Source organism: Deinococcus puniceus (assembly GCF_001644565.1).
Taxonomy (GTDB): domain Bacteria; phylum Deinococcota; class Deinococci; order Deinococcales; family Deinococcaceae; genus Deinococcus; species Deinococcus puniceus.
The window spans coordinates 2029885-2052561 of record NZ_CP011387.1 but is presented as its reverse complement, the minus strand read 5'-3'; the positions used below and the strand labels follow the sequence as shown (position 1 = coordinate 2052561).

General features: G+C 63.8%; 21 protein-coding genes. 7 read left to right on the top strand and 14 right to left on the bottom strand.

Annotation, left to right across the window (positions count from 1 at the left end):
• Window positions 1-70: 70 nt before the first annotated feature.
• Window positions 71-1411 (top strand): aminotransferase class III-fold pyridoxal phosphate-dependent enzyme, encoded by a 1341-nt coding sequence (locus SU48_RS09355; RefSeq protein ID WP_064015024.1) that lies wholly within the window; start codon window positions 71-73, stop codon window positions 1409-1411.
• A 366-nt stretch (window positions 1412-1777) separates the two neighbouring features.
• Window positions 1778-3205, top strand: coding sequence for an MATE family efflux transporter (locus SU48_RS09350; protein WP_064015023.1), 1428 nt, complete (start codon window positions 1778-1780; stop codon window positions 3203-3205).
• 207 nt (window positions 3206-3412) lie between these two features.
• On the opposite strand, the gene SU48_RS09345 is transcribed toward SU48_RS09350, so the two are convergent.
• From SU48_RS09345 to SU48_RS09305, 9 genes are all read right to left on the bottom strand, one after another.
• The gene (locus tag SU48_RS09345; RefSeq protein ID WP_064015022.1) at window positions 3413-4174 is read right to left on the bottom strand and encodes an ABC transporter ATP-binding protein; all 762 of its coding nucleotides are present in this window, start codon (window positions 4172-4174) and stop codon (window positions 3413-3415) included.
• Window positions 4171-5004, bottom strand: a complete 834-nt coding sequence (locus tag SU48_RS09340) for an ABC transporter permease (RefSeq protein WP_064015021.1) — start codon at window positions 5002-5004, stop codon at window positions 4171-4173. Before SU48_RS09340 ends, SU48_RS09345 begins: the two co-directional genes overlap by 4 nt.
• A gap of 1 nt (window position 5005) precedes the next feature.
• Complete coding sequence (locus tag SU48_RS09335) at window positions 5006-5989, bottom strand: aliphatic sulfonate ABC transporter substrate-binding protein (RefSeq protein WP_064015020.1); 984 nt, start codon at window positions 5987-5989, stop codon at window positions 5006-5008.
• 122 nt (window positions 5990-6111) lie between these two features.
• Entirely contained in the window at window positions 6112-7287 is a 1176-nt protein-coding gene (gene sat, locus SU48_RS09330) for a sulfate adenylyltransferase (RefSeq protein ID WP_064015019.1), read from the bottom strand.
• A gap of 137 nt (window positions 7288-7424) precedes the next feature.
• Complete coding sequence (locus tag SU48_RS09325; protein ID WP_064015018.1) at window positions 7425-8135, bottom strand: phosphoadenylyl-sulfate reductase; 711 nt, start codon at window positions 8133-8135, stop codon at window positions 7425-7427.
• On the bottom strand, window positions 8132-8677 hold the full coding sequence (gene cysC / locus SU48_RS09320; protein ID WP_064015017.1) for an adenylyl-sulfate kinase: 546 nt from the start codon (window positions 8675-8677) through the stop codon (window positions 8132-8134). The genes SU48_RS09325 and cysC overlap by 4 nt, the downstream gene beginning before the upstream one ends.
• Window positions 8674-10266: a nitrite/sulfite reductase gene (locus SU48_RS09315; protein ID WP_064015016.1), complete on the bottom strand. Its 1593-nt coding sequence runs from the start codon at window positions 10264-10266 to the stop codon at window positions 8674-8676. The genes cysC and SU48_RS09315 overlap by 4 nt, the downstream gene beginning before the upstream one ends.
• A 27-nt stretch (window positions 10267-10293) precedes the next feature.
• On the bottom strand, window positions 10294-10779 hold the full coding sequence (locus tag SU48_RS09310) for a DUF4395 domain-containing protein (protein ID WP_064015015.1): 486 nt from the start codon (window positions 10777-10779) through the stop codon (window positions 10294-10296).
• Between the two features lie 77 nt (window positions 10780-10856).
• On the bottom strand, window positions 10857-11387 hold the full coding sequence (locus SU48_RS09305) for an Rrf2 family transcriptional regulator (protein ID WP_064015014.1): 531 nt from the start codon (window positions 11385-11387) through the stop codon (window positions 10857-10859).
• Window positions 11388-11461: 74 nt separating this feature from the next.
• Between SU48_RS09305 and pyrF the strand changes: the two genes are divergently transcribed.
• Together pyrF and SU48_RS09295 are read left to right on the top strand one after the other, a co-directional pair.
• The gene (gene pyrF / locus SU48_RS09300) at window positions 11462-12289 is read left to right on the top strand and encodes an orotidine-5'-phosphate decarboxylase (protein WP_064015013.1); all 828 of its coding nucleotides are present in this window, start codon (window positions 11462-11464) and stop codon (window positions 12287-12289) included.
• A 24-nt stretch (window positions 12290-12313) separates the two neighbouring features.
• Complete coding sequence (locus tag SU48_RS09295) at window positions 12314-12781, top strand: DIP1984 family protein (protein WP_064015012.1); 468 nt, start codon at window positions 12314-12316, stop codon at window positions 12779-12781.
• Window positions 12782-13016: 235 nt separating this feature from the next.
• On the opposite strand, the gene SU48_RS09290 is transcribed toward SU48_RS09295, so the two are convergent.
• The 5 genes from SU48_RS09290 to SU48_RS09270 all read right to left on the bottom strand — a co-directional run bounded on the left by SU48_RS09290 (window position 13017) and on the right by SU48_RS09270 (window position 19010).
• Window positions 13017-14234: a cysteine desulfurase-like protein gene (locus SU48_RS09290; RefSeq protein ID WP_064015011.1), complete on the bottom strand. Its 1218-nt coding sequence runs from the start codon at window positions 14232-14234 to the stop codon at window positions 13017-13019.
• A gap of 94 nt (window positions 14235-14328) precedes the next feature.
• Window positions 14329-15543 carry a benzoate/H(+) symporter BenE family transporter gene (locus SU48_RS09285; protein ID WP_082869734.1) on the bottom strand — a complete coding sequence of 405 codons (1215 nt, stop codon included), beginning with the start codon at window positions 15541-15543 and terminating at the stop codon, window positions 14329-14331.
• Complete coding sequence (locus SU48_RS09280; protein ID WP_231881589.1) at window positions 15540-16355, bottom strand: PhzF family phenazine biosynthesis protein; 816 nt, start codon at window positions 16353-16355, stop codon at window positions 15540-15542. The genes SU48_RS09285 and SU48_RS09280 overlap by 4 nt, the downstream gene beginning before the upstream one ends.
• 231 nt (window positions 16356-16586) lie before the next feature.
• Window positions 16587-17780, bottom strand: a complete 1194-nt coding sequence (gene lysS / locus SU48_RS09275) for a homocitrate synthase (protein WP_064015010.1) — start codon at window positions 17778-17780, stop codon at window positions 16587-16589.
• Between the two features lie 96 nt (window positions 17781-17876).
• A complete protein-coding gene (locus SU48_RS09270; protein ID WP_064015009.1) occupies window positions 17877-19010 on the bottom strand; it encodes a GTP pyrophosphokinase in 1134 nt (377 codons plus the stop codon).
• Window positions 19011-19287: 277 nt separating this feature from the next.
• On the opposite strand from SU48_RS09270, the gene SU48_RS09265 reads away from it, so the two are divergent.
• The 3 genes from SU48_RS09265 (at window position 19288) to SU48_RS09255 (ending at window position 22663) form a co-directional block, all read left to right on the top strand.
• Entirely contained in the window at window positions 19288-21282 is a 1995-nt protein-coding gene (locus SU48_RS09265) for an N-acetylmuramoyl-L-alanine amidase family protein (RefSeq protein WP_064015008.1), read from the top strand.
• A gap of 167 nt (window positions 21283-21449) precedes the next feature.
• On the top strand, window positions 21450-22007 hold the full coding sequence (locus SU48_RS09260) for a hypothetical protein (RefSeq protein WP_064015007.1): 558 nt from the start codon (window positions 21450-21452) through the stop codon (window positions 22005-22007).
• A 35-nt stretch (window positions 22008-22042) separates the two neighbouring features.
• Complete coding sequence (locus SU48_RS09255) at window positions 22043-22663, top strand: hypothetical protein (RefSeq protein ID WP_157451137.1); 621 nt, start codon at window positions 22043-22045, stop codon at window positions 22661-22663.
• The last annotated feature ends 14 nt before the right edge of the window (window positions 22664-22677 follow it).

Sequence of the window (22677 nt, the reverse complement as noted above, 5' to 3'; positions counted from 1 at the left end):
TGTCCAATCTTGGCCCCACTTCCGTCCTACACTGAATAACAAGTAGAGCAGGAACCTTCAAGGAGGTCTTATGACCGTACAAGACCCTATTCAGACCGAAACCAATGCCGCCCCTTCCAACTGGCTCAGCGCCGAAAATCGGCACGACAGCGGTGTGTACAACAAGCACCAAGTCGTGATGGTGCGGGGCAAAGGTTCAAACGTCTGGGACGAGAGTGGCCGCGAATACATCGATTGCGTGGGCGGCTACGGCGTCGCCACTATCGGCCACAGCCACCCCGACGTGGTGCAGGCTATCCGCGATCAGGCCGATACGCTGCTGGTGATGCCCCAAAGCCTGCCCAACGACAAGCGGGCCGAATTCCTGACCGAACTCGTGAGCGTGCTGCCCGAAGGCTTAGACCGTGTGTTCCTGTGCAACAGCGGCACCGAGGCGATGGAAGCGGCCAAGAAATTCGCCATTACCGCCACGGGCCGCCAGCACTTCGTCAGCATGAAGCGCGGCTTCAGCGGGCGCTCGCTGGGAGCCTTGGCCCTGACGTGGGAACCCAAGTACCGTGAGCCGTTTGGTGACGCTGTAGACAACAAAAACGTGTCGTTCGTGACCTACGGCAATATCGAAGAACTGCGTGCAGCGATTACCGAGGACACTGCCGCCGTGATTCTGGAACCCGTGCAAGGAGAAGGTGGCGTGCGCCCCGCCAACGCCGACTTTATCCGTGCTGCACGCCAGATCACCCGTGAGAAGGGTGCGCTGCTGATCATGGACGAAATTCAGACCGGATTTTGCCGCACCGGAAAAATGTTTGCCGTAGAACACTTCTGCGCCGAAAGCTGCCAAGACGCCGACGGTATTCGCTGCGGCTGCAACGTGGCCGCCGACTGCTTGGTCAAGCCCGACGGAATGACGCTGGCAAAAGCAATGGCGGGCGGCGTCCCCATCGGCGCATTCGTCATGACCGGCGACGTGGCCGACAAGATGCCCAAGGGCGGACACGGCACCACGTTTGGCGGCAACCCCCTGAGCATGGCCGCTGGTGTGGCCGCCATCCGCGCCATGAAAAACGAAGGCATGGCCGAGCAAGCTCGCGTGAAGGGCGACTACTTTATGGAGAAACTGCGGGCCATCAAGTCCACCAAAATCCGTGAAGTGCGTGGCCTTGGCCTGATGATCGGCGTGGAACTGAAAGAGAAGAGTGCGCCCTACATCGACGCGTTGGAGCATCAGGAAGGCGTGCTGGCCCTGCAAGCCACGCCGCTCGTCGTGCGGTTCCTGCCCCCAGTGGTCATTACCACCGAGCAAATTGATAGCGTTGTTGCCGCCTTTGAGCGTGTACTGAACAGCGTGAACCCCCGTGCAGAGCGTGTGGCACAGTTGGCGGAACAGGCTGGGGAAAAGCAGAGCGAGTAATCGGCCCCTGTCCTCCCCTTTAAGGGGGGGCGTTGCAAAGCAACGGGGGGGTTCACCTTCCAAGTTAGATTGAAGCCGCGTGCAAACCCTCCAGTCTGCTTCGCAGCCAGCCCCCCTTGAGGGGAGCGCAACTGCTTTTGTCCCCACCTCTCCTGCGGAGCTTCTCAAGTCTAAGGGGGGGGCATTGCGTGAGCAGCGGGGGGTTCACCTTCCACCTCAACTTCCAAGCAGGACAGCCCGCCCTTCCCGGCCAGCTGTCCTGCACTCTTTTTGCCCCCTTCATACCTGTTACCCACCGGGTTCACGTCTGCCTGCCCCGCCAAAGTGCTGATGCTGCTCCGGCCTCAAGCGTGTAGCGTGAATGCTATGACGGTAACTTCTCCCCCTTCTTCTGAATCGATTCAAAATTCGCTGCCGCCGCCTACCCCGGCTATTTCTCCTGCCCGTGAAATGGCGAGTATTGCCGTGCCCGTTAGCCTTGAAATGGTGTTGCAACTGGTCTTGACTTTCGTCAATCAGGTCATCGTGGGCACATTGGGCGCGGTGGCAGTGGCGGCAGTCGGCCTCACGGGAAGCGTCAGTTTCATGTTCTTCGTCACGCTCGGCGCACTCGGTTCGGGTACCAGCATTCTGGTGGCGCGGCGGGCCGGGGCAGGCGATCAGGCGGGTGTGAACGGCACGCTCACCGTCGCGTTGGGCGTCAGTCTGGTGGTGGCGGGGCTGCTGACCATTCCTATCGTGCTGGGCGCAGAACCGCTGCTGCGCTTGGCGGGCGGCGCGGAAGATGTCACGGCCATTGCCATTCCGTACATGCAGGTGGTCATGCTGGCGCTGGTGCCGGGAGTCATGGGCTGGATTCTGAGTGGAGCGCTGCGCTCGTTGGGGCACGCCCGCACGCCTATGGTCGCCACCATGATCACGGTGGTCATCGAAAGCATCATCGCGTATGGCCTCGTGTTCGGCGTCGGCCCGCTGCCTGAACTTGGCGTCGTGGGGGCGGCGTGGGCTATCGTGATCGCGCAGACGCTGAAGCTGGCGCTGCTGGCCTATCAGGTGTACGGGCCGCGCCACTTGGCCGCGTTTGCTGTGCCAGATCGGGCCGCTTGGCGCGGTATTGCTACTCCGTTGGTCACGGTGGCCGCGCCGCTCGCCTTCACCGAATTCGCATGGAGCCTCGGCGGATTCATGTACGCTGCCGTCTTTGCCCGCGTGGGCACGGTGGCACTGGCCGCCAGCCAGATCGTGCTGACCTTGGAGGGCATCTTTATCGTAGGCAGCTTTGGTCTGATGAGCGCCGCCACCGTCCTGATTGGCCGCTCGCTGGGAGCCGGAGACGCGCCCGGAGCCGTGACTTGGCTGCACCGGATCACCCGCGCGGGTCTGCTCACGGGCCTCGGCTTCGGCGTGCTGTTCGCGCTCAGTGCCCTGTTGTTGCCGCTGGTGTTTCCGGCAGTCGGGCAGGAGGTTCGCAATATCGCCTTCTTCGGCATCCTGATCAACGCGGCCACACAGGTCTTCAAGGTTCGCAACATGATCGTGGGCGGCGGCGTGCTGCCCAGCGCAGGCGACGGCAAAGGCGTGATTATCGGTGACGTGATCGGCGCGTTCGTGGTGGGCCTGCCGCTGGCGATTTGGCTGGGTCTCTACACCCCGCTAGGCGTGTGGGGCGTATTTTTGGCGCGTGGCCTAGAAGAAGTCGTGAAGGTCATCATCTTCGAACTCCGCAGCCGCCGTATCAACTGGCTCAGGCTGGCGCAGGAGCAGCGGGGGAAAGAGGTGGTGAGCGGGCACTGATACGATTCCGATTAAAAGCCGTGCAATTTGGCTTTTAATCCGACTGGAAGGAGAAGGAAAAGTGCGGGTTCCGGGAGATGGACGGACAGGCGGCGCTGTCCCGACTGTACGGGAATCATACGGAATCCGTATGGTAAGCTCTCGAGTTGCACCTGAAAGACAGGCAACCTTGCGACGGGTTGCCTGTCTGTTTTGATTCACTGTCTTCTAAACTTCCAACGTTTCCCGCAATTGCTTCACACTCACGTTTTTGGCGCGGGCGTCGAGGGCCACTGCGCCGTCTTTGAGGGCCACCACGCGCTGTCCCAGATGCAGGGCTTCATCCAGTTGGTGCGTCACGAAGACCACTGTGATTTTTTGCTGCCACCAGATGCCCAGCAGTTCATCGGCCAGCGAGGTGCGGGTCTGGATGTCGAGGGCGCTGAACGGTTCGTCCAGCAGCAGCAGCCCCGGCTGAGTCGCCAGTGCGCGGGCAAGGCTCACGCGTTGGCGTTGCCCGCCCGACAGTTCATGCACGCGGCGGTCTCCGTATCCGGTCAGGCCCACTTGCCGGAGCGAGTCGGTGATTCGGCTGTCGCGCTCGGTGCGGGGAATGCGCTGGCTTTCTAGGCCAAAAGCGATGTTGCCCGCCACCGTGCGCCACGGAAACAGAGCGGCTTCCTGCTGCACGAGGGTCAGGCGCGGGTGCGGCCCCACGACGGGCGTGTCGGCCAGCAAAATTTGGCCCTGCTGCGGCTTCAGGAATCCGGCCAACAGCGACAGCAGCGTGCTTTTGCCACTGCCGCTCGGCCCCACCACGCACAGGAATTCCCCGGCGTCTACCTTCAGGTTCAGCGGCCCGACGCCTGCTTTGGCCCCAGCGCCGCGCCCGGAATAGCGGTAGCTCACGCCGTCTAGGGTCAGGCTGGCCCCACGTCCATTGGTGGTGCGGGGGGCGGGTGGGGCTGGAGTCTCCATCGTGGCTGTCATGATTGCACCTCTAAGCCGTAATCGCGGCGTACCCGGCCCTCGATGGCCCGCAGCACGGTATCGAACAGGCCGCCAATAATGCCGATGATGATGATGGTACCGAGTACCAAGCCCACGTTGGCGGTGTTGCGGCCCACTTCTAGCTGCTCACCCAAACTAGCGACGCCCGCGATCAGCAGTTCGCCCCCCACCAGTGCCCGCCAAGAAAAGCTCCAAGCAGTGCGGAGTCCGGTCAGGATATTGGGCACCGACGCAGGCAGCAGCACCCGCAAGGTCAACCCTAACCCGCGTGCGCCGAGGGTGCGGCCCGCCACGCGCAGGGCAGGGGGGACGTTCAGAATGGCTCCCGACACCGCCAGCGCCACCGGAATGAAGCCTTCCAGAATGACCACGAACAGCACGGCGCGTTCGTTGAGGCCCAAAAACAGGATGGCGAATGGCACGAAGGCGATGCTGGGCACGCTCTGGATGCCCGTGAGGTACGCGCCCAACGTGGCCCGCAGCGGTAGCCAAGCGCCCATCAGCAGGCCCACGATGCCGCCCAGTACCACAGCTATGGCGTATCCGGTCAGCACCCGGCGGAGGCTGCCGCCGATAGCATCCAGCAGTTTGCCGTCTTGCGGGCCAGTGCCGAACAGCCCGTATTCGATTTCCTTCCAGACCGCACCGGGGCTAGGAAACACGTAGGGCGGATAGAGTTTGAGGACATCGGTGACCAGCCACCAGACACTGAGAATCAGGGCCAGACCAATAATTTGCCAAGAGATGACCCGCCAGCGCGAAGGCTGACCGGACGAGGCACGCGGGAGTTCTGCGGGGCGCGTGGTCATCTTATTTCTTCAGGAACTGCGAGAGGTCGGGGGCGGTGCGGGCGTATCCGGCGGCCACATTCAGCGCCGAGTACTCTTTCAGCGCCTCCAGATCAAGGGCGGTGGTAAAGCGTGTCCGGGCAAACGCACGCTGCATTACGCGGGGATCGATTTTGGCCCCGGTCAGCTTGAACAACTGGGAATTGACCGCTGCCTGCGCCGCTGCCGGACTCTTGTTGAGGAAGGCCACCGCATCGGTGTGGGCCTTCAAAAACGCGGCCACCAGTTGCGGGTTGGCCTGTGCGAATTTGGTATTCACGATCACGATGGTGGTGGGGTACTTTCCATCACGCCACACGGTCTTTTCGGTGCCGATGATGCGGTGTCCCTGCGCCTGCAGCACCGCGCCCCAAGGCTCCGGCACCAGCGTCGCGTCTACCCGTTTGGCAGCAAAGGCGGCCACGATGTCGGCGGGCGCAATCGGCGTAATCAAGACTGTGCCGCCGTCCGTCTTCGACTTCAGCGCGTTCTCGTTCAGGATGTGGCGCAGGCTGATGTCCTGCGTGTTGCCCAGACTCGGCACGGCCACGTTCTTGCCGCCCAGATCCTTATAACTCTTGATCGGGCTGTCTTTGCGGGCCACCACCACCGCGCCAGCCTCACTTGCTCCGGCAATAAACTGGATGGGCATCCCGCGCCCCGCCGCGTTGATGGCGGGGCCGGGGCCGATATAGGCAATGTCTACCTGCCCAGCCGCGAACGCCTCGGTCAGCGTGGTACCCGAGACGAATTCTTTGGCGTCCAGTTTCACAGCCCCAAACGCCTTCTGAAAGGTGCCGCGCTCTAGGCCCACAAGTGCGGGCGCGTGGGTCAGGTTAGGAAAAAAGCCGAGGCGAACGGTGGTGGCGGCCAGTGCGTGGGCCTCAGGCGACAGGGCGGCGGCCAGCAAAAAAGGCGTTGCCAACGTCAAAAAACTTCGTTTTGTCGGGGGCGGTTTGGATTGCATAGGATTCCTCCAGAGGCGGCTGAGGGCAGTGAACACGTTGGGCGCTCGGGGCACAAGCGGAATAGACCGGGAGCGCCTTCACAGGTTGTTCACGGCCTCTTTCGACTCTTGCTTGGGCAGATTTAGGGCTGAACGCTGTACGCTGCCCGTAGCACTTCGGCCACTTCTGGGCGGGTAAACTCGGCGGGCAGATGCTCTCCGGCCCGCAATTTTTCGCGGACTTTGGTGCCGCTGAGAATGAGGTGGTGGCTGCTATCGTGGGGGCAAGTGCGTGGGCTGACCAGTTGGCCGCAAGTCTGGCAATAGAAGGTGTGCTCAAATTTCAAAATCTGAATACCCAGTTCCTGCGCCGTGTAGGCCCCGAAAATCTCCTGCGCGTCGTAGGTGCCGTAATAGCTGCCCACGCCCGCATGGTCGCGCCCCACGATGAAATGCGTGACGCCGTAATTGCGCCGAGACAGGGCGTGCAAAATCGCCTCGCGTGGCCCGGCGTAGCGCATGGCCGCCGGGTACACGCTGAGCAGCGTGCGGGCCTGTGGATAGTAGCGGTCTAGCAGCACTTCATAGGCTTCTACGCGGGTGTGCGCGGGCACGTCGTCGCCTTTGGTGGTGCCCACCAGCGGGTGCAGCAGCAGGCCGTCCACCAGTTCCAGCGCCACTTTTTGCAGGTACTCGTGCGCCCGGTGAATCGGGTTGCGGGTCTGAAAAGCCACGCTGGAGCGCCAGCCCCGCGCTTCGATGACCTCGCGGACTTCGGCGGGCGTGCGGTGGTGGCGGGCAAATGCGCCGCGTGGCACCTCGAACAGGGCCACCGGTCCGCTCAGGTTCACGTCACCCTGCGCCAACAGGGCCGCCACGCCGGGATGCGCTGGGTCTTCGGTGCGGTACACCTCGCGGGATTCCAGCCCTTTTTGCGCGTCGAACTGCTCCTGCACGTCTATCCAGCCCACCGCCTCGCCGCCCCGCGTCAGCACCACACGGCCCCGGAGTGTGCCCGCATCTTTGCGGCGCACCGGCAGCGTAATCGGAATGCTCCACGGCGTGCCATCGTCCAACCGCAGGTGCTGAATGATGCTGAGGTAATCGGCCTCATTCACGAATCCGGTCAGTGGGGAATAGGCTCCCGTCGCCAGCATTTCCAAATCGGCGTAGGCGCGGTCATCCAGTTCCAGTTGGGGCAGGCCCACCAGTTCGGCAGCCTCAAAGTCATGTCCAGCGCGACGAATACGGTTGACCAAGCTTCCGCCGAGGGGCTTAGGCAGTGTGGCGGTGGGGTCGGTGGGGAGCAGGATGGTCATGGGGGATACCTCGGGGCTGTAGCCGTAGTGAAGGTTCAGACTCAAAAGATTGAAGGTGGATAAAACAGGTCAACTATTGAAGGATTAAAAAAGCTCTGAACATCGCGTCATCGTCATACCGGCGCAGCAATGAATCTTCACAGCTTCCCGTCCCCGGCCCACAGGCCACATTCGGTCTTGCCTTTGCCTGCCCAGCGTCCGGCGCGGGCGTCCTCTCCGGGTTTCACGGCGCGGGTGCAGGGCCAGCAGCCCACACTCAGGAATCCATCGGCGTACAAAGGATTCACGGGCAGGGCGTGGGCGGCGGCGTAGGCTTCCAACTGCTCCCGTGTCCAGAACGCCAGCGGATTGATCTTGCGGCGTGTGCCTTCCTCGACAAACGGAATGTCGGCGCGGGTGCTGGCTTGATCGCGGCTGCGGGCATTCAGCAGGGCCGAGGGCGCACGCTGGCGCAAGTACGCCTGCAACGGGGCCACCTTGCGTACCGCGCAGCAGGCGTCCGGGTCAGTCGAATACAGACTGGCATCGGTTTGGCCGTCTTCGGGCGTAGCTCCCGCGTTCAGCGTCACAAAAGTCATCTGGGGGTAGCGGGTGGCCAGATTGTCCCGCGTGGTCAGCGTTTCGGGGAAGTGGTAGCCCGTGTCCACGAACACCACTTCGCCCGTGTAGCCCGCCCGCCCCGCCAAGTCCAGCAGCACCACGCCGTTCAGATTGAAGGCGCTGGGCATGGTCAGATCAGGGTGGGTCTGGAGCGCCCAGCGGATCACGTCCAGCGGGTCGGTCTGGGCGTCGAAGGTAGGGGAGAAGACGGCGGCAGACTGTGTGGGCCGTTCTTCTAGGGCGGTCATGCGGAGACAGTCTCTTTAAGGCCAGCCAGAGGGCGCAACAAGCTCAAGCATTCCTCCACGCTCAAGCGGTCTGTTCTGAGGTGCAGATCGGGCGCTGTCGGCGCTTCGTAAGGGTCAGACACGCCAGTAAAATGTGCGATCTCTCCAGCGATGGCTTTCAGATACAGCCCCTTCACGTCACGTTCGGTCACGGTTTCCAGCGGGGCGTCCACAAAGATTTCGGCGGTATTGGGCAGGGCGGCCAGTACCTCGCGGCGGGTATCGGCGTAGGGCGAAATGGCACTGACCAACACCGTGACGCCGTGCTGGGCGAGCAATCCGGCCACGAAGGCGATCCGGCGAACGTTGGTATCCCGGTCAGCCTTGGAAAAGCCGAGGCCTTTGCTGAGGTTCTCGCGCACGGCGTCGCCGTCCAGCAGTTCGGTCTTCACGCCCGCTGCCAGCAGTTCGGCGTGCAGCGCAGAAGCCAGCGTGCTTTTGCCCGCGCCCGACAGCCCGGTAAACCACAGCACGCGGCCTTCTGGGGTGGCAGCCGCGCTCATGCGAACACTGCCTCAGCTATAGGCGCGTCGATCAATACCGTATCGGGCAAAAAGTGGCCTTGGCCTACGCGGTCTGCGTACTCCACAAAGCTCTCGCCCGCGCCCTTGTTCGCCTTGAAGTCGCTGAGTACCTTATCGGTGTATTCGGTCAAGCGCGTGGCAGGCACGATACCCTTCAGCTTGGCTCCCAGCCGTTCCGCCTGCCCGATGCTACCCGCCAGATGCACGTTGTAGACCTCTTCGGCCACGTCCTCGCCGCTTTCATCTTTGCGAATGCGCTGCGCTCCCATGAAGCCCAGATCGGCCACCTGATAGCGCGTGCAGGCGTTGCTGCACCCAGTCAGGTTGATCACGAAGGGCACGTCCAGATCGGCGTGCTTCGGCTCCAGCTCATCAATCATGCCCGCGACTCGCGCTTTGGTTTCGGTGAGGGCGAGGCGGCAAAACTGCGTGCCCGTGCAGGCAATCGTGGTGCCGCGTAGGGTAGCTTTGGGGGCCAGTTCCAGCAGCGCAAGTTCGGTCACCAGCGCGTCCACGTCTTCCGTCTGCACGTGCGGAATCATCATGTTCTGGAAGGCGGTAGTCCGCAGCACGCCCTTGCCGTAGCGCTCCGACAGATCGGCCAGAGCGCGGGCCTTGGCGGGATTAATCCGGCCCACGGTGGTGGACAGCACCACATAATTCAGGCCGTCACGCTGCGGGTTCACGCCCAGCACATCGCTGCCGCCGAAGCGGGCCACGGGTGCGGCGGGGCCGTCTGGCAACTTGTAACCGAGGTATTCCGTTTCCACGATTTCACGGAATTTTTCGGGGCCGAGGTCTTTGATCAGGTACTTCAGGCGGCTCTTTTTGCGGTTCAGGCGGTAACCATGATCGCGGTAGGCTCCGGTAATAGCGCGGCCCACTTCGATGACCTGATCGGGCCGGATAAACACGCCGAGGCGCTTGGCAAGGTGAGCTACTGCGCCGAGGCCGCCGCCCACCCACACGTCAAAGCCGACTTCCCCGTTCACTTCGTGGGCAAGGAATCCAATGTCGTTGATGTGGTGAATGCCTTCCAATTCGGGCGTCGCCGTGATGCTGATCTTGAACTTGCGGGGCAGGTCTTCAAACTCTTTGTTGCCGCTCAGGCTGCCTTCCATCGCGGTGGCCAGCGGGCGAACGTCGATGCGCTCGCGGGCATCCAGTCCGGCCAGCGGCGAAGCGATCACGGCCCGCACGGTGTCTCCGCAGGCTCCGCGCGTGTGCAGGCCCACCGTTTCTAGGCGGTTCAGAATGTCGGGAATATCTTGGATGCGGAGCCAGTGAAACTGGAAGGCCTGACGATCCGTCACGTCCAACAAGCCGCGCCCGTAGTCTTCGGCAATGCCCGCCACCACGCGCATTGTGGCCGCGCTCAGTTCGGCAGTCGGCACCTTCACGCGCATCATCAAGAAGCCGTCTTCTTGGGGCCGCTGGGGGTACACGCCCGCCCACTTCAGCAGGTCGATTTTCTCCGGGTCGATCTGGCCCGCCGCCGCGTACTGGGGAATCAGGTCAAAGATTTCAAAGGGGGGCAGTTCTTTTTTCAGGGTTTCGATGTCAGACATGGCAAGTTCCTTTGTGTACGGCTGGATTCAGCGGCTGAGGACGGCGAAGCGCAGGCGGCGGTAGTGGAAGTACATCAGGCAACCCACACAGATTTTTTGCGATAAGTTCAGCGCGGCGAGGGCCACCACCGTCAGCCCCAATACGGTGCCCAGCACAGTCAGGCCTAGTACGCCACTCAGTCCGGCGGCCAGCAGGAACACGCCGCCCACGCCCTGTGCAAAGTGATGGGCGCGGGGGTCTTCTTCCACCACGTCCGGCTTGAGGCCCAGCGCTGGCCCCGACATTCGGTAGGCGGCCCGCAGGGGCGAGAGGTTGGGGCGCACCGCACCCAGCAACATGGCCGCGCCCAGCGCCAACAGCACAAAGAATGCTAGGCCAGAAAATGTGCCCAGCACGACGCCCAGCAGCGTTAGGCCCACCACAGTCCACTGGTTGAACTGCAGCGCCGCGAGGTCGGTTCGTGCGGCCACCTTCGCGGAAGGAGAGCTTGGGGAAGAAGGCAAAACCGTCATGCCTTAGAGCATAGAGCATTAGATGACAAGAATGATCAACTTGTCTGCTTTTTGTTGGGGGGCAGTGGGGGGCCTGCTCAGGCGTTCGGCTTCAGCAGGTGGCCGAGGCAGTGGCCGTAGCTCACGCCCTGCCGCGCATCCACCACCAAATCCTGCACGCTGAACTCTTGCAGCACGGCCAGCATCGCGTCTCGCATGCGGGTATAGATGGTATTGCGGGCGTGGCAACGCTCCTGCTCCACGCATTCTTCGTGCCAGTTCAGACTGATGCAACTCAGCGGGGCCACCGGGCCGTCTATGGCCCGCACCACCTCGCACAGAGAAATAAGCTGAGGCTTGCGGGCCAGTGCGTAGCCGCCGCCGATGCCCTTTTTGCTTTTCACCACGCCTTTGGCGGTCAGCGCGGCCAGAATCCGTACCAAGTACGGGCGGTGAATCCCAGTGGCCTCGCTGATTTCGTCGCTGGAAATCCAGCGGGCGGGCTGGCCCACGCCTTGGCCCGCTGGAGGCTCGGCGGCCACAGGCGTCCCATGTTGCAGTCCCCCGTGTTGAAGGCCCAAATAGCCAAGCGCCTGAAAAGCGTAAACGTCGGTGGCCGAAAGCCGCATAGCCGCCAGTGTAGCGCGGCGGTGCGCGGCCCTGGCTTTTGCCGCCGCCAACAGCCGTGTTAGCCTGCTCCCCGATGCCTGCGCTGCCTGCCTTTGCCCACGCCGTTACTGAGCGCACCCGCACCCTCCAGACCCGGCTGTGTGTGGGCCTAGACCCCCGCGCCGACGCCTACCGCGATACGGCGCATTTGCGGCTGCATACGCTGGATGTGCTGGAAGCCACCGCGCCGTTCGCCGCCTGCGTCAAGCCTCAATTGGCTTTTTTTGAAGCTTTGGGCCTGCCCGGTTTTGCTCTACTGGAAGAGGTCTGTGCGCTGGCCCGCACGCTGGGCCTGCCCGTGATTCTGGACGGCAAACGCGGTGACATCGGCAGCACCGCCGAGGCCTACGCCCGCGCTTGGCTGGGCGGCCCCCACGCCGGAGACGCCCTGACGGTCAATCCATTTTTAGGCTTTGCCACCCTGACCCCGTTTGTAGCGGCGGCGCGGGCCAATGGCGGCGGAATCTTCGTGCTCGTGAAGACCAGCAATCCCGATCAGAACGATGTGCAGGGCAGCGGCATCAGCGAGCGGGTGGCCGTAGAAGTGGCCCGCCTGAACGCGGAAGAATTGGAAGGGGATGCAGTGGATGGAGAGTATGCCAGCGTGGGCGCAGTGGTAGGGGCCACCCACGCCCGTGACCTTGCCACCTTCCGCGCCCTGATGCCCCGCGCCCTGTTGTTGTTGCCGGGGTTGGGCGCACAGGGAGCCACCGCCGCAGACCTCGCGCCTGCCTTTCATGCGGGGGGAACGGGCGCACTTGCCAGTGCCAGCCGGGGCGTGCAGTACGCCAACGGGCTAGATGTAGCAGCGAGTGTGGCAGCGGCCAAGCGGTTCAGGGATGAGTTGAATGCAGCACTCTGAATGAATGCAGTACTCTAGCTGACCATGAAGCTTGCCGAAGCCCTGATCGAACGTGCTGACCTGCAAAAACGCGCCGCTCAACTGACAGAGCGAATTACGAGCAATCTACAAATTCAGGAAGGCGAAGAGGTCTCCGAGGATCCCCGCGCTCTGATTGCCGAATATATGAGCGTGGTAGAGGCGTTGGAAGCGCTGCTGCCGCGCATTCACCGCACCAATCTCGGCACCCGCTTGGGCCTGCTGCCGGATGCGCCCAGCCTGACCGAAGCCCTGACTGAGCGTGACATGTTGGATTTGCGCCTCAGAATGCTGCGCCTTGCGGCAGACGCGGCTTCCCTGAAACAGCAGCGGTATAGCAACAGCGAACTTCGTACCGTAGCCGTCATTCCGGCCCGTGAATTACAGGCTCAGGCCGACGCTTTGGCCCGCCAGCGCCGCGAACTGGAAACCCGGATTCAGCAGACCAACTGGTTGACAGAACTGACCGACTGAACCGATAATCAACGCTGGAAACGCGGCATAGTGCGGGCGAGGATTCACCCCCCGGCGGGGTAAGCCGACCTCCGAAGTGGGCAGACCGGGCTAATGCTCCAAAACTCTTACATTTCAGCCCATCACGCCGCACTTCTGACTGTTCAAGCGTCACACCCTTCACTTCCAGTTTCCTGACGCACGCCGCGTTTCCAGTGCGCTCCTTCACCAGTTGAGGGAGCGCTTTTTGTATTCCCTATAGCTGTTTCAGGCCGTCCAGCAACCGCTGCACATCGTCCTCGGTGGTGTAGTGGGCGATGCTGGCCCGCACCACGCCTTCCGGGTACACGCCCAAATCCTGTAGGGGCTGCACCGCGTAAAAGTGGCCCGCGCCCACATCTACGCCGCGTGCGCTGAGGGCTTCGGCGGTCTGGGGAGGCGCTTGGCCGTCTACGCGGAAGGCCACCGTTCCCACCCGGCCCTCCACAGTTTGCGGGCCGTACACCGTCACGCCCGGAGTGTGCAGCAGCCCTTCCAGCAGGTGCGTCAGCACAGGCCGTTCTAAGTCGGCAATGCGGGTAGAGGCGGCTTGCAACGCAGCGCGGGTCAGCAGTTCTGCGCCGCCCAATTCGCGCAGATAATCCAGTGTGCCCAGCCAGCCCGCCAGCAACTCAAACGGCGGCGTGCCGTATTCCATGCCCGTAATATCGCCGTCTGGTACGAAGCTGAGCTTGGGCCAAGGCAACTGCCCGCGCAGTTCTGGCCGAATCCACAGTGCCCCCAAGTGCGGCCCCCACACCTTGTACGGGCTGAACGAGACGAAATCCGCGCCCCACGCCCCCACATCGGGAAAGGCGTGTGGGGCAGCGTGAACGGCGTCTACGACTGTCCAAGCTCCGGATTCGCGGGCCATTGCCGACACTTCGGGAATGTTCACGGTCACGCCTAGAACGTTGCTGGCAGCGGTCACAGCCACGAGGCGGGTGCGCGGTGTCAGCAGACTCCGCAGGTCATCCAGATGCAGTTGCATGCTGGGCTGGCGGGCGTGCCACACGCGCACCGTCACGCCTACGTGCTCCAGCTCTCGCCAAGGGCTGGCGTTGGCCTCATGCTCCAGCCCGCTCAGAATCACTTCGTCCCCCGGCCCCCAGAGCCGTGCAAAGGCCGCCGCCAAGCGGAAATTCAGGGCCGTAGAACTTGGCCCCAGTGCCACATCGGGTGCTTCGGCATTCAGAAAGAGGGCAGTCGCCGCCCGCGCCCGCGTTTTCAGGTCAAGTACTGCCTGCCCCGGCGCGTGGCTGGGCATGGCATTGGTGGCCCCGAACTGCGTCAGGTGCGCCGTAATCGCCTCTATGGAACGCCGGGGAAGCAGGCCGCCCGCCGCGTTGTCGAGGTACGCCCGCCCATTCAGCAGCGGCGGAAACTGATCGCGGAAGGCGTGCAGCGCAAAGGGCAAGGTATCGGTGGAAGGCATGGGGAGAGGATACGGCGTGGGCGGGGATTGGTGGGATCGGGTGTAGGGGTGAGCGAAGCGATTGACCTTCCTTAGACCCTAGACCTTTAGACTCTTAGACCTTCCCCCGTCGCCTCCCCAGCCACAGCACCGCGCCGCCCACCAACAGGCCCCACACCGGACTGCCCACGCCCCAGACCGTTACGCCGCTGGCCGTAATCGCCAATGTCAAAAAGGCGGCTTCCCGCTCTGGCCCCGCGCCCAGTGCGGCCACCAGACTGCTGAGCGCCGTTCCTACCAATGCCAGCCCCGCCAGCGCCGACACCACCGCCACCGGAATAGCTGCTACCGCCCCCACCAACCAGCCCGCGAACACGCCCAGCAGCAGATAAAAGAATGCCGCGCTGATGCTGGCAGGCCAGCGCCGCGCCGGGTCAGGGTGGGCTTCTTCTCCGGCAGAAATGGCGGCGGTAATGGCCGCCAGATTGGTGGAATGCCCGCCGAATGGAGCCGCCAGCAGACTGCCAATGCCCGACGCCGTGATGAGTGGACTGGCCGGAACGCGCCCGAAGCCGCAGGCCCGTAGCACTGCCAGCCCCGGCAACTGCTGAGAAGCGAGCGTGAGAATGGTCATGGGCAGCGCCAAACTCAGGGCAGCCCGGACACTGAAGGCCGGAGTCGTCCAGACCAGCGTGCCGAAAATAGAGGCTCCAGCCGGATTGAACTCGCCCACCATGCCCGCCGCCACCGACAATCCTGCACCCACCACCAGCGCCGCCGGAACCGCCCAACGCGCAAAATAAATTCGGCCCAGCACGAACACGGCCAACATGCCGCCCACTGGCAGCGGAGCCACAGGCAAGGCCCGAAATGCGCCCAGCACGAAGGGCAGCAGCACGCCCGCCAAGAGTGCATTCGCCAAAGCAGGCGGCAGCCGCGACGTCACCCGCTCGAACGCGCCCGTTGCGCCCAGCACCAACATCACGGCGGCGCTCAGCACATACGCGCCCAGCACTTCGGGGTAGGTGAGGCTGCTGCTGGCCGCCACCGAGGCCACCAGCGCCAGCCCCGGCGTACTCCACGCCATGCTGATGGGTGCCCGCGTGCGCCACGTCAGCGCCGCGCCCGAAATACTGATGGCGAGGTAGCAGGCCAAGACCCAACTGGCCGTCTGGCCCGCCGACAAACCAAAATCTCGCGCCGCGCCCACCAGCAGGCCGATGCTGCTGGCAGCCCCCACCAACACCACCACAAAGCCCGCGATGCCTGCGCCCGCAGACCAGTCGTGCCGCAGATCGGCGAGGGTGGTACGCCGTGCTGGAATGCTCAAGAATCTGGCCCGGTCTGTACCGCTTTGCCGCCTACCCACACGCCATTTGCTCCCGTCTCAGTGGGCACAAACTGGGCCGTGAGCCGCGCAAATTGTCCCGGTTGCCGCTGCGCCCCGCGAATGCTTTCCGCGCCGTCTGGCAACTGGCCCCGCGCCGCCAGCACGCCCACCAAGCAGGCGAACATATTGGAACTCGCGGCGTCTTCGGTAAAGCCCTTCAGCGGCCCGAACGCCCGGAAGCTCACGTCTTCACGGCCCTCAGCGGTCAGTGTGTACAGAATTAAGCCAGTAGTATCGGTGGCCCGGTTCAGGTCTGAAATGGTGGCGTTGTCGGGTATGAAGCCGTCCAGCGCAACCAAATCGGGCACCTGTACCACCAAGTTGGCGCGGCCCGCCGAAGCCGCCCATGCCGCACCCGTCAGGCCAATGGGCGAAAAATCGGCCTGTACCTCTCCCGCCGTCACATCGCCCTGAAGCAGCAGCCATTCGCCGCCGCACAGTTGCGCTCCCACGCTCTTGCCGCCCATCTGCACTTCGGTCACGTCGGCAATCTGGCCCGCCGCGAACAGGTGCGCCAAAGCGGCCACCGCTGCCGAATCGCTCTCGCCCTTTTCGCGGGTGGGGGTAAAAATGCGGAGGCTGACGCCCGAAAAATCCGCCGATTCTATGAAGGCGCTGAGGGGCGCTTTGGCCTGTGCAGCTTGGGCCTGAAGATCGCCCATAGCATCAGCAAATACGGCCACCGTTTTTCCGACAGGTGGGAAGACGCGGTAGGTATGGGCGGTTCTGGAACTGGGATCGGCGGCGCTCACGGGTTAGAGGGTAGCGTCTGGCGGGGACGGGACGGTGACCAAGTTCTAACCGACTTCAATGATTGCCTGACCTCATTGACGTTGAGTGGCTCAATTCGACTGACGATTCCGGGTAAACCCCCCAGTCTGCTTCGCAGCCAGCCCCCCTCAAGGGGAGCGAAAAAGCAGTTGTCCTCCCCTCTAAGGGGGGGCGTTGCGTCAGCAACGGGGGGGTTCACCCACCAACGCCGATTAAGCGCTCACCCATTCCCGCAACACCTGCTCCAAATGCGCGTCGTCCAACTCATTGTGTTCGGCCAACGCCTTGATGTGATCGGTCACGCGGCGCAGGGCGTCCTCGCCGTAGTGCAGCCCCAATTCGCGGGCGCGGTGGCCGATGGCGTGCTTGCCCGTGACCTTGCTGGCGGCCTGAATGCGGCGGCCTACGCCGAACACCCCCGGCGGAATCGCCTCGTATGCGCCGGGATTCAGGTAGATGGCCTTCAGGTGCATTCCGGCCTTATGGTTGTAGGCAAATTCCCCGGTCAGGTAGTTGTTCCACGGAATCGGCAAGTCCACCATGCGGGCAATCATGCGGTCAAGTTCGGGCAAGAGTTCCAGATTGTATTTCTCGGTGAGGCCCTGCGGATCGAAGGTGAACATGCGGGCCAAAAATCCCCCCAGCGGCGTGATGCCGTTGCGTTCGCCGATGCCCAGAATGGTCGTGTCGATGTGCGTGGCCCCGGCTTCCACCGCTTCATAGGCGTTGCTGATGGCGCAGCCCGTGTCGTTGTGGCCGTGAAACTCGATGCCGCAGCCGTCGTGAATCACTTTGCGAACCTCGCGCACCAGCGTATAGACCTGCCGGGGCGTGGCGACGCCCACCGTATCGGCCAGCCCGACTCTATGCACACCCAACTTGGACACCGCCGCATACACCGCCATCAAATCAGCCTCTTCGCTGCGAAAGGTATCTTCGGCACTGAAGCGGATTTGCAGGTCTGGCCGGTTGGTTTTGATCCACCCGATCACTTCCTGCGCGGCCTCGATAATCTGCCCAATGTTCTTGCCGTGACTGAATTCGCGCAGAAAGCTGCTGGTGCCGAACAAGAGGTCTAGGCCGTCTACACCCGTGTCTACGGCCCGCTGCACGTCGTCCATATGGCAGCGCACATGGGTCAGAATTTTGGCGTTCAGCCCCAGTTCAGTCAGTTGCCGGATGTCGGCCTGCGTCTGCTGGCTCACCATCGGCGTGGTCACTTCTATAAATTCAACGCCAAACGCGTCTAGGGCGCGGGCGATCTCTATTTTATCGCCAGTCTTAAAGTTGCCCCGTGCAAATTGCTCGCCTTCCCGCAAGGTGGAATCGATGATGGCCCACGAATGCGCGGGAATCAGCGGCGTGTAAGGGGCGTCGGCGTCGGGAGAAAGAATGTCGTTGGTCATGGGTATCTCTAGGCTGGATTCTGGACGCCCGGTTAATAAATGTCAAGTTTCTAGGGCACAATGCCTAACAATTGCCAAGTTTTTCAGCGGAATGGGCTAGAGAATCCCGGCAGGTGGAGTCCGGGCCGCTGCCGTGAGTCCAGTCACCTCCTGATAGACCTCGCGCACCGCCCGCACCATCTCGGCCTCGTTGCCCGCGCCGCTCAGGTCAAGCAGAGTCACGACTTCGCTGGGTTCGAGGCTGGCATTGCTGCACGCCCGCAGCAGCGCGTAATGCACCACGCTGGTGCCGGGGCGAGCGCCGCCCGCCGGAGTCCACGCCTGCCGCAGCCGGGGCATCAGCGCCGCCGCAAACCGCTTGATGTCGCCCTCGTTGCGCTTCAGTTCCTTGTGCAGCAGGCCCACCGAGCGCACGCCCACGTAATGCAGCAGGCTCGCAAGGCGCTGCGGGCGTTCCGGGTCAGACCAGTGAGAGAGCAGGCGCACGCCCAACTCTTTAGCCACCGCCGTATCCAAATCGCGCACAGGCGGCAGCGTCAGCAGGTGGGTCATGCTCTGGGCGTCTATAAACACGTCGTCTGGGGCGGCGGCCACCCGTTCGGGCAAGGTGGCGGCGTAGTCGCGGGTCATGCGGTGCAGGGCCATGAATTCCTCGTCGGCCATTTCCAGCAGGCCCGCCAAGCGGTAAAAGCGGCGGCGTACCTCACGCGGCACGGCGTCCCGGTTTTTATAGCCCAAGTCATGCTCTATTTCGGCCCAAGCGTGTTGAAGAATCGAGCGAATCTGCACCTCGAATCTGGCCCCGGCAAGCTGCCCGCCCACAGGCAAGCCCTCGCCCTGCAACCCGCCTTCGGGCACGCGCACCACGTAATGCACGCCCATGTAGCCGAATCTGTCGGGGTCATGCATCTTAGATTTGTCTATCGAGTGGTTCCAGTCCACCTCATGATGCTTTTCGATCAGGCGCGACACCACGCCCACATCGGACTCGAAATAGGTGATGACGCGCACGGCCACCAGATCGGTCACGTCGTCCAGAGAGTCGTAGCGGCCCGCCTTGCGCCGCAATTTGTCCTCTAGGCTCCCCGCCCGCTTGACCCGCCCGGTGATGTGGTGAATGTTGAGGCCCGCCGCCGTCAGCAGGCGCGTAGTGTGGGCCACCGCCGCGTCCCTGAGTGCCTCGTAGTCCGGTAGCGCCTCCCGGTAAGCCCGCAGCAGATCGTCATTCATGGGTGCGGCCATGATAGGTCAGCCGGCGGGATAGGGCGGGGAGTTGTAAAGTTTTCTACATGTTTTGGGGGAGACGTTTCCGGGCGAACCCCCCAGTCTGCTTCGCAGCCAGCCCCCCTGAGAGGGGAGCGCAAGAGCTTTAGTCCCCACCTCTAAGGAGGGGCGTTGCGTCAGCAAAGGGGGGGTTCACCTTCCAAGTCACATCAATAACTGCCGCTCGCCTCCTCACCTCCCCGCACACATCCGGCCCATTCCCCGCCGTGCTAAACCCTGCCTTATGCCGCTGCTGTCCCGCTTTGCCCTCCTCGCCGCCCTGATTGCCGTTCCGCTCGCCTGTTCTGCCCGCGCCGCCCCCGATGTGTTCGTGGCCTACCCACCCGAAGGTCACCGTGTGGCATTCGATCATGTGATTTTGGAAGGCAGCGTGACGCCGGGAGCCAATCTGAAGATCGGTGGGCAGGCCGTGAGTGTGGGCGCAGACGGCCTGTTTATGCTGTGGTGGCCGTTACGGGTGGGCACCAACGATCTGCGGTTGGTCACGGCGGCGGGCGGGCAAACGGGCAGCCGCACCCTGCGCGTGATTCGTACCGTGCCCCGCGCCCTGCCTGCCACGCCTACCGCCCTAGACCGCGACAGCGTGACGCCGCGTATGAATCTGGAATTTTGGGACGCCGCCGCCGATGCTCCCGCCGAGCGCAGCATTCGGGTCAGTTTCCGGGGATCGCCGGGGGGCCGGGCCACGTTCCGGCTGGCGGGGGGCGCGGTGCAGACCATGCAGGAAGGGCCAGCGGGCCAGTATTCTGCCACTTACACGCTGCCTGCCACTGCCCGCGTGCAAAATGCGGCCTTCACAGTGTCCCTCACAGGCCGCGACGGGCGCACCACCGCTGCCGCCGCCCCCGGACGCCTGACCAGCACGGCGGCTGGCCCACGCACCGCCACCCAGCGGCCCGGAACGGTGCGCGGGCTGGGCCTCAACGACGCCACCAACCTGCTGACCACCCTCGGCGGCGATCCCTTCCTCTACCCCCGAAACGGCATGACGTTCGCGGCGGTAGGGCGGCAGGGCGACGACTTGCGCGTGCGGCTGGCCCCCGGCGTATCGGCGTTGGTCACGGCAACGCAGGTGGCCCTGACGCCCGGTGCGCCGCGTGTGGGAACGGCAGGAACCGTTGTGCTGGACGGATTGCCCGCAGTTCCCCCTGCCTTGCCGGAAGTCTTGCCCGTGCCGATCCCCCCCGATCCGATCACCCCGCCCGAATCGCCCGCGCCCCTTCCCTCTAACCCGGCTCCCCCAGAATCCAACTTGCCCGAATTGCCCCCGCAACCGCCACGCCCCAAGCAGGCCACCCCTCAACCCGTACCAGCGCCCCCCGTAACCCCTGTTCCGACTGCGCCCACCTCTGACCTGCGCGTGCGGGTGCCTTTGGGTGGCCTGCGCGTCCCCTTCACCCTCGATCAGACCGACGATGGGCGCGGGCTGACGCTCACGCTGTACGGCCTGTCTGCGCCGCCTGTGGTGGATGCTCTGCCCGCCGATCCGCTGCTCTCGCGCCTGACTGCCGCGCCTGCTGGCCCCGGTGTGTCGCGCCTGACGCTGGAACTGACGGCGGCTCAGGCGTGGGGCTTCAGCGCCCATTACGACGGCTCGGATTTGCTGCTCACGGTGCGCCGCCCGCCTGCCCTCGATCCGGCTCAACCGCTGGTGGGCCGGGTCATCACGCTGGATGCGGGGCACGGCGGCACGCAGTGGGGCGGGGCGGGCAGTCTGCGCGTACCCGAAAAAGGGCTGGTGCTGCCCATCACGTTGCGGGCCGCCGAACTCTTGCGGGCGCAGGGGGCCACCGTGATCCTGACCCGCACTGCCGACGTGACGCTGGGCCTGTACGAACGCGCAGAAGCTGCCGAAGCCGCCCGCGCCGATCTGCTGGTGTCTCTCCACGCCAATGCCCTGCCTGATGGACGCGATCCGCGCGGCATCCGGGGGCCGGAAATCTACTTCACGCACCCGCAGGCGGCGGGCGTCTCGGCCCAGATTCTGGCCTCCCTGCGCCGCACCTTGCCCGATCTCGGCCCCGGCGCAGGGCTGAAGCCGGGTGCAAATCTGGCCCTCACCCGCCCCAGCACCCAGATCAGTCTGTTGGTAGAGCTGGGCTACCTGACCGACCCCGGCAACCTGCGAATCCTGATGGACAAGGGCGGACGAGAAAGGCTGGCACAGGCCGTCGCAGAGGGCATCGCGGCGTTCTATGCGGGGCAGGGGAAGCCTTGAGCGGCGGTGAGAAGGGCGTCTAAGGGGCTAAGAAACCTCCAATTAAAGCGGTTGCCCTCGCCCCTTGCGGGAGCTGGGTAAGGGGGCGTCCAAGCGGCGAACCCGCCCCAACACCTTACGCCGCCCCCTATCAGCCCCCCGTCACACTTCCGCCGTACCCTGAAGCCATGAGCCTGCGCCTTGCCCTGCTTGCTGCCTTACTGCTCTGGCCTGCTTGGATCGGGGCGCAATCCACCGCGCTGCCCGAATTGCCCCCGGTAGAAAACTGGCAGCCTATCTTCGTAGAACCGGCCCCCATCCCGGTGGGGACTTCGGTAGGCGTGCCGCCTGTGGCTGTTGCCGTGCCAACCGGCCTAACTGCAACCCTGATCGCGCCACGCAGTGTGGCAGGCCGTGTGCCCCTCACGTTGAAAGTTGCCAACGCTGGTGCTGCCGCCGTGCAACTGGGTGCGGGCCGCGACAACGATCAGAACTGCGCTGTTGCGCCGCTGGTGCGAGTGCTACGGGTGGGCACGCGGGAAGTGGTGTATCCGTTGGCCGGAGAACCCAGATTGTGTGCCCAAGATTTCCGCAGCGACACGGCAGGCAAGGGTGAGGCCGTGACCTATACCCGTGAGCTGGAGCTTGCCTCCGGTGACTACATGATCGAGGGCTGGTTTGCAGGTTCCGGTAATGGCGCATCCCTGAAACTTTCGGCCCAACCAGTGCGGGTGACGGTGCGGTGAAACGGCTGAGAATGAAACAGCTCACGCTGCTGCTGATGCCAACTCTACTGACCGGTTGCGCGGTCTTCGGCGGGTTGCGTGGGCCGACGCCTGCGCCTGTTGCTCCTGCGCCAGTTATTGCCCCGGGCGCTGAGCCGATAGCCGCCCCTGTGCCGCCCGCCGCGTCTGCAACTGTTGAACTTCCACCCGTTCAACCCCCGCCTATTCAACCCACTGTCCAACCCAGTCCCACGCCGCCCAAGCCACAAATCAACATCCCGGCACCGCCCGCCAACCTCGGCCTGATTGCGGTTGCCAGCGCCTCTGCCGACGTGAAGGGTGTGACAGTCACTCTGGGCATTCGCAACACCTCCACCCGCCCGGTCACTTTCCGCTACACACCGCAGGTCAATTGGGGATCGTGCGAGTTGCCGCCGCTGGTGGCCGTTATTCGCGCCGATGGCAAGGCCGTTTCTGCCCCCAGCACAGGCGGGCGCATCGGCTGCACCGAAATTCTGCTGACGCGCACGCTGGCTCCCGGCGACACCCTGACCCTCAGGCGAATGCTGCCGCCCCTGACGTTGGGCAGCTACCGCCTGACCGCGTGGCTGGACGCCGAATCTGCCGGAATGCCGCTGCGGGTACAAGCGGAAGTGGTGGCACTGGTGGTGCGCTGAGGCTGTTGCCCCCT

Bases quoted from the DNA above. Each gene is read 5' to 3' on its own strand.
- SU48_RS09355 (WP_064015024.1), top strand. From the start codon at position 71: ATGACCGTACAAGACCCTATTCAGACCGAAACCAATGCCGCCCCTTCC.
- SU48_RS09350 (WP_064015023.1), top strand. From the start codon at position 1,778: ATGACGGTAACTTCTCCCCCTTCTTCTGAATCGATTCAAAATTCGCTG.
- SU48_RS09345 (WP_064015022.1), bottom strand. From the start codon at position 4,174: ATGACAGCCACGATGGAGACTCCAGCCCCACCCGCCCCCCGCACCACC.
- SU48_RS09340 (WP_064015021.1), bottom strand. From the start codon at position 5,004: ATGACCACGCGCCCCGCAGAACTCCCGCGTGCCTCGTCCGGTCAGCCT.
- SU48_RS09335 (WP_064015020.1), bottom strand. From the start codon at position 5,989: ATGCAATCCAAACCGCCCCCGACAAAACGAAGTTTTTTGACGTTGGCA.
- sat (WP_064015019.1), bottom strand. From the start codon at position 7,287: ATGACCATCCTGCTCCCCACCGACCCCACCGCCACACTGCCTAAGCCC.
- SU48_RS09325 (WP_064015018.1), bottom strand. From the start codon at position 8,135: ATGACCGCCCTAGAAGAACGGCCCACACAGTCTGCCGCCGTCTTCTCC.
- cysC (WP_064015017.1), bottom strand. From the start codon at position 8,677: ATGAGCGCGGCTGCCACCCCAGAAGGCCGCGTGCTGTGGTTTACCGGG.
- SU48_RS09315 (WP_064015016.1), bottom strand. From the start codon at position 10,266: ATGTCTGACATCGAAACCCTGAAAAAAGAACTGCCCCCCTTTGAAATC.
- SU48_RS09310 (WP_064015015.1), bottom strand. From the start codon at position 10,779: ATGACGGTTTTGCCTTCTTCCCCAAGCTCTCCTTCCGCGAAGGTGGCC.
- SU48_RS09305 (WP_064015014.1), bottom strand. From the start codon at position 11,387: ATGCGGCTTTCGGCCACCGACGTTTACGCTTTTCAGGCGCTTGGCTAT.
- pyrF (WP_064015013.1), top strand. From the start codon at position 11,462: ATGCCTGCGCTGCCTGCCTTTGCCCACGCCGTTACTGAGCGCACCCGC.
- SU48_RS09295 (WP_064015012.1), top strand. From the start codon at position 12,314: ATGAAGCTTGCCGAAGCCCTGATCGAACGTGCTGACCTGCAAAAACGC.
- SU48_RS09290 (WP_064015011.1), bottom strand. From the start codon at position 14,234: ATGCCTTCCACCGATACCTTGCCCTTTGCGCTGCACGCCTTCCGCGAT.
- lysS (WP_064015010.1), bottom strand. From the start codon at position 17,780: ATGACCAACGACATTCTTTCTCCCGACGCCGACGCCCCTTACACGCCG.
- SU48_RS09270 (WP_064015009.1), bottom strand. From the start codon at position 19,010: ATGAATGACGATCTGCTGCGGGCTTACCGGGAGGCGCTACCGGACTAC.
- SU48_RS09265 (WP_064015008.1), top strand. From the start codon at position 19,288: ATGCCGCTGCTGTCCCGCTTTGCCCTCCTCGCCGCCCTGATTGCCGTT.
- SU48_RS09260 (WP_064015007.1), top strand. From the start codon at position 21,450: ATGAGCCTGCGCCTTGCCCTGCTTGCTGCCTTACTGCTCTGGCCTGCT.
- SU48_RS09255 (WP_157451137.1), top strand. From the start codon at position 22,043: ATGCCAACTCTACTGACCGGTTGCGCGGTCTTCGGCGGGTTGCGTGGG.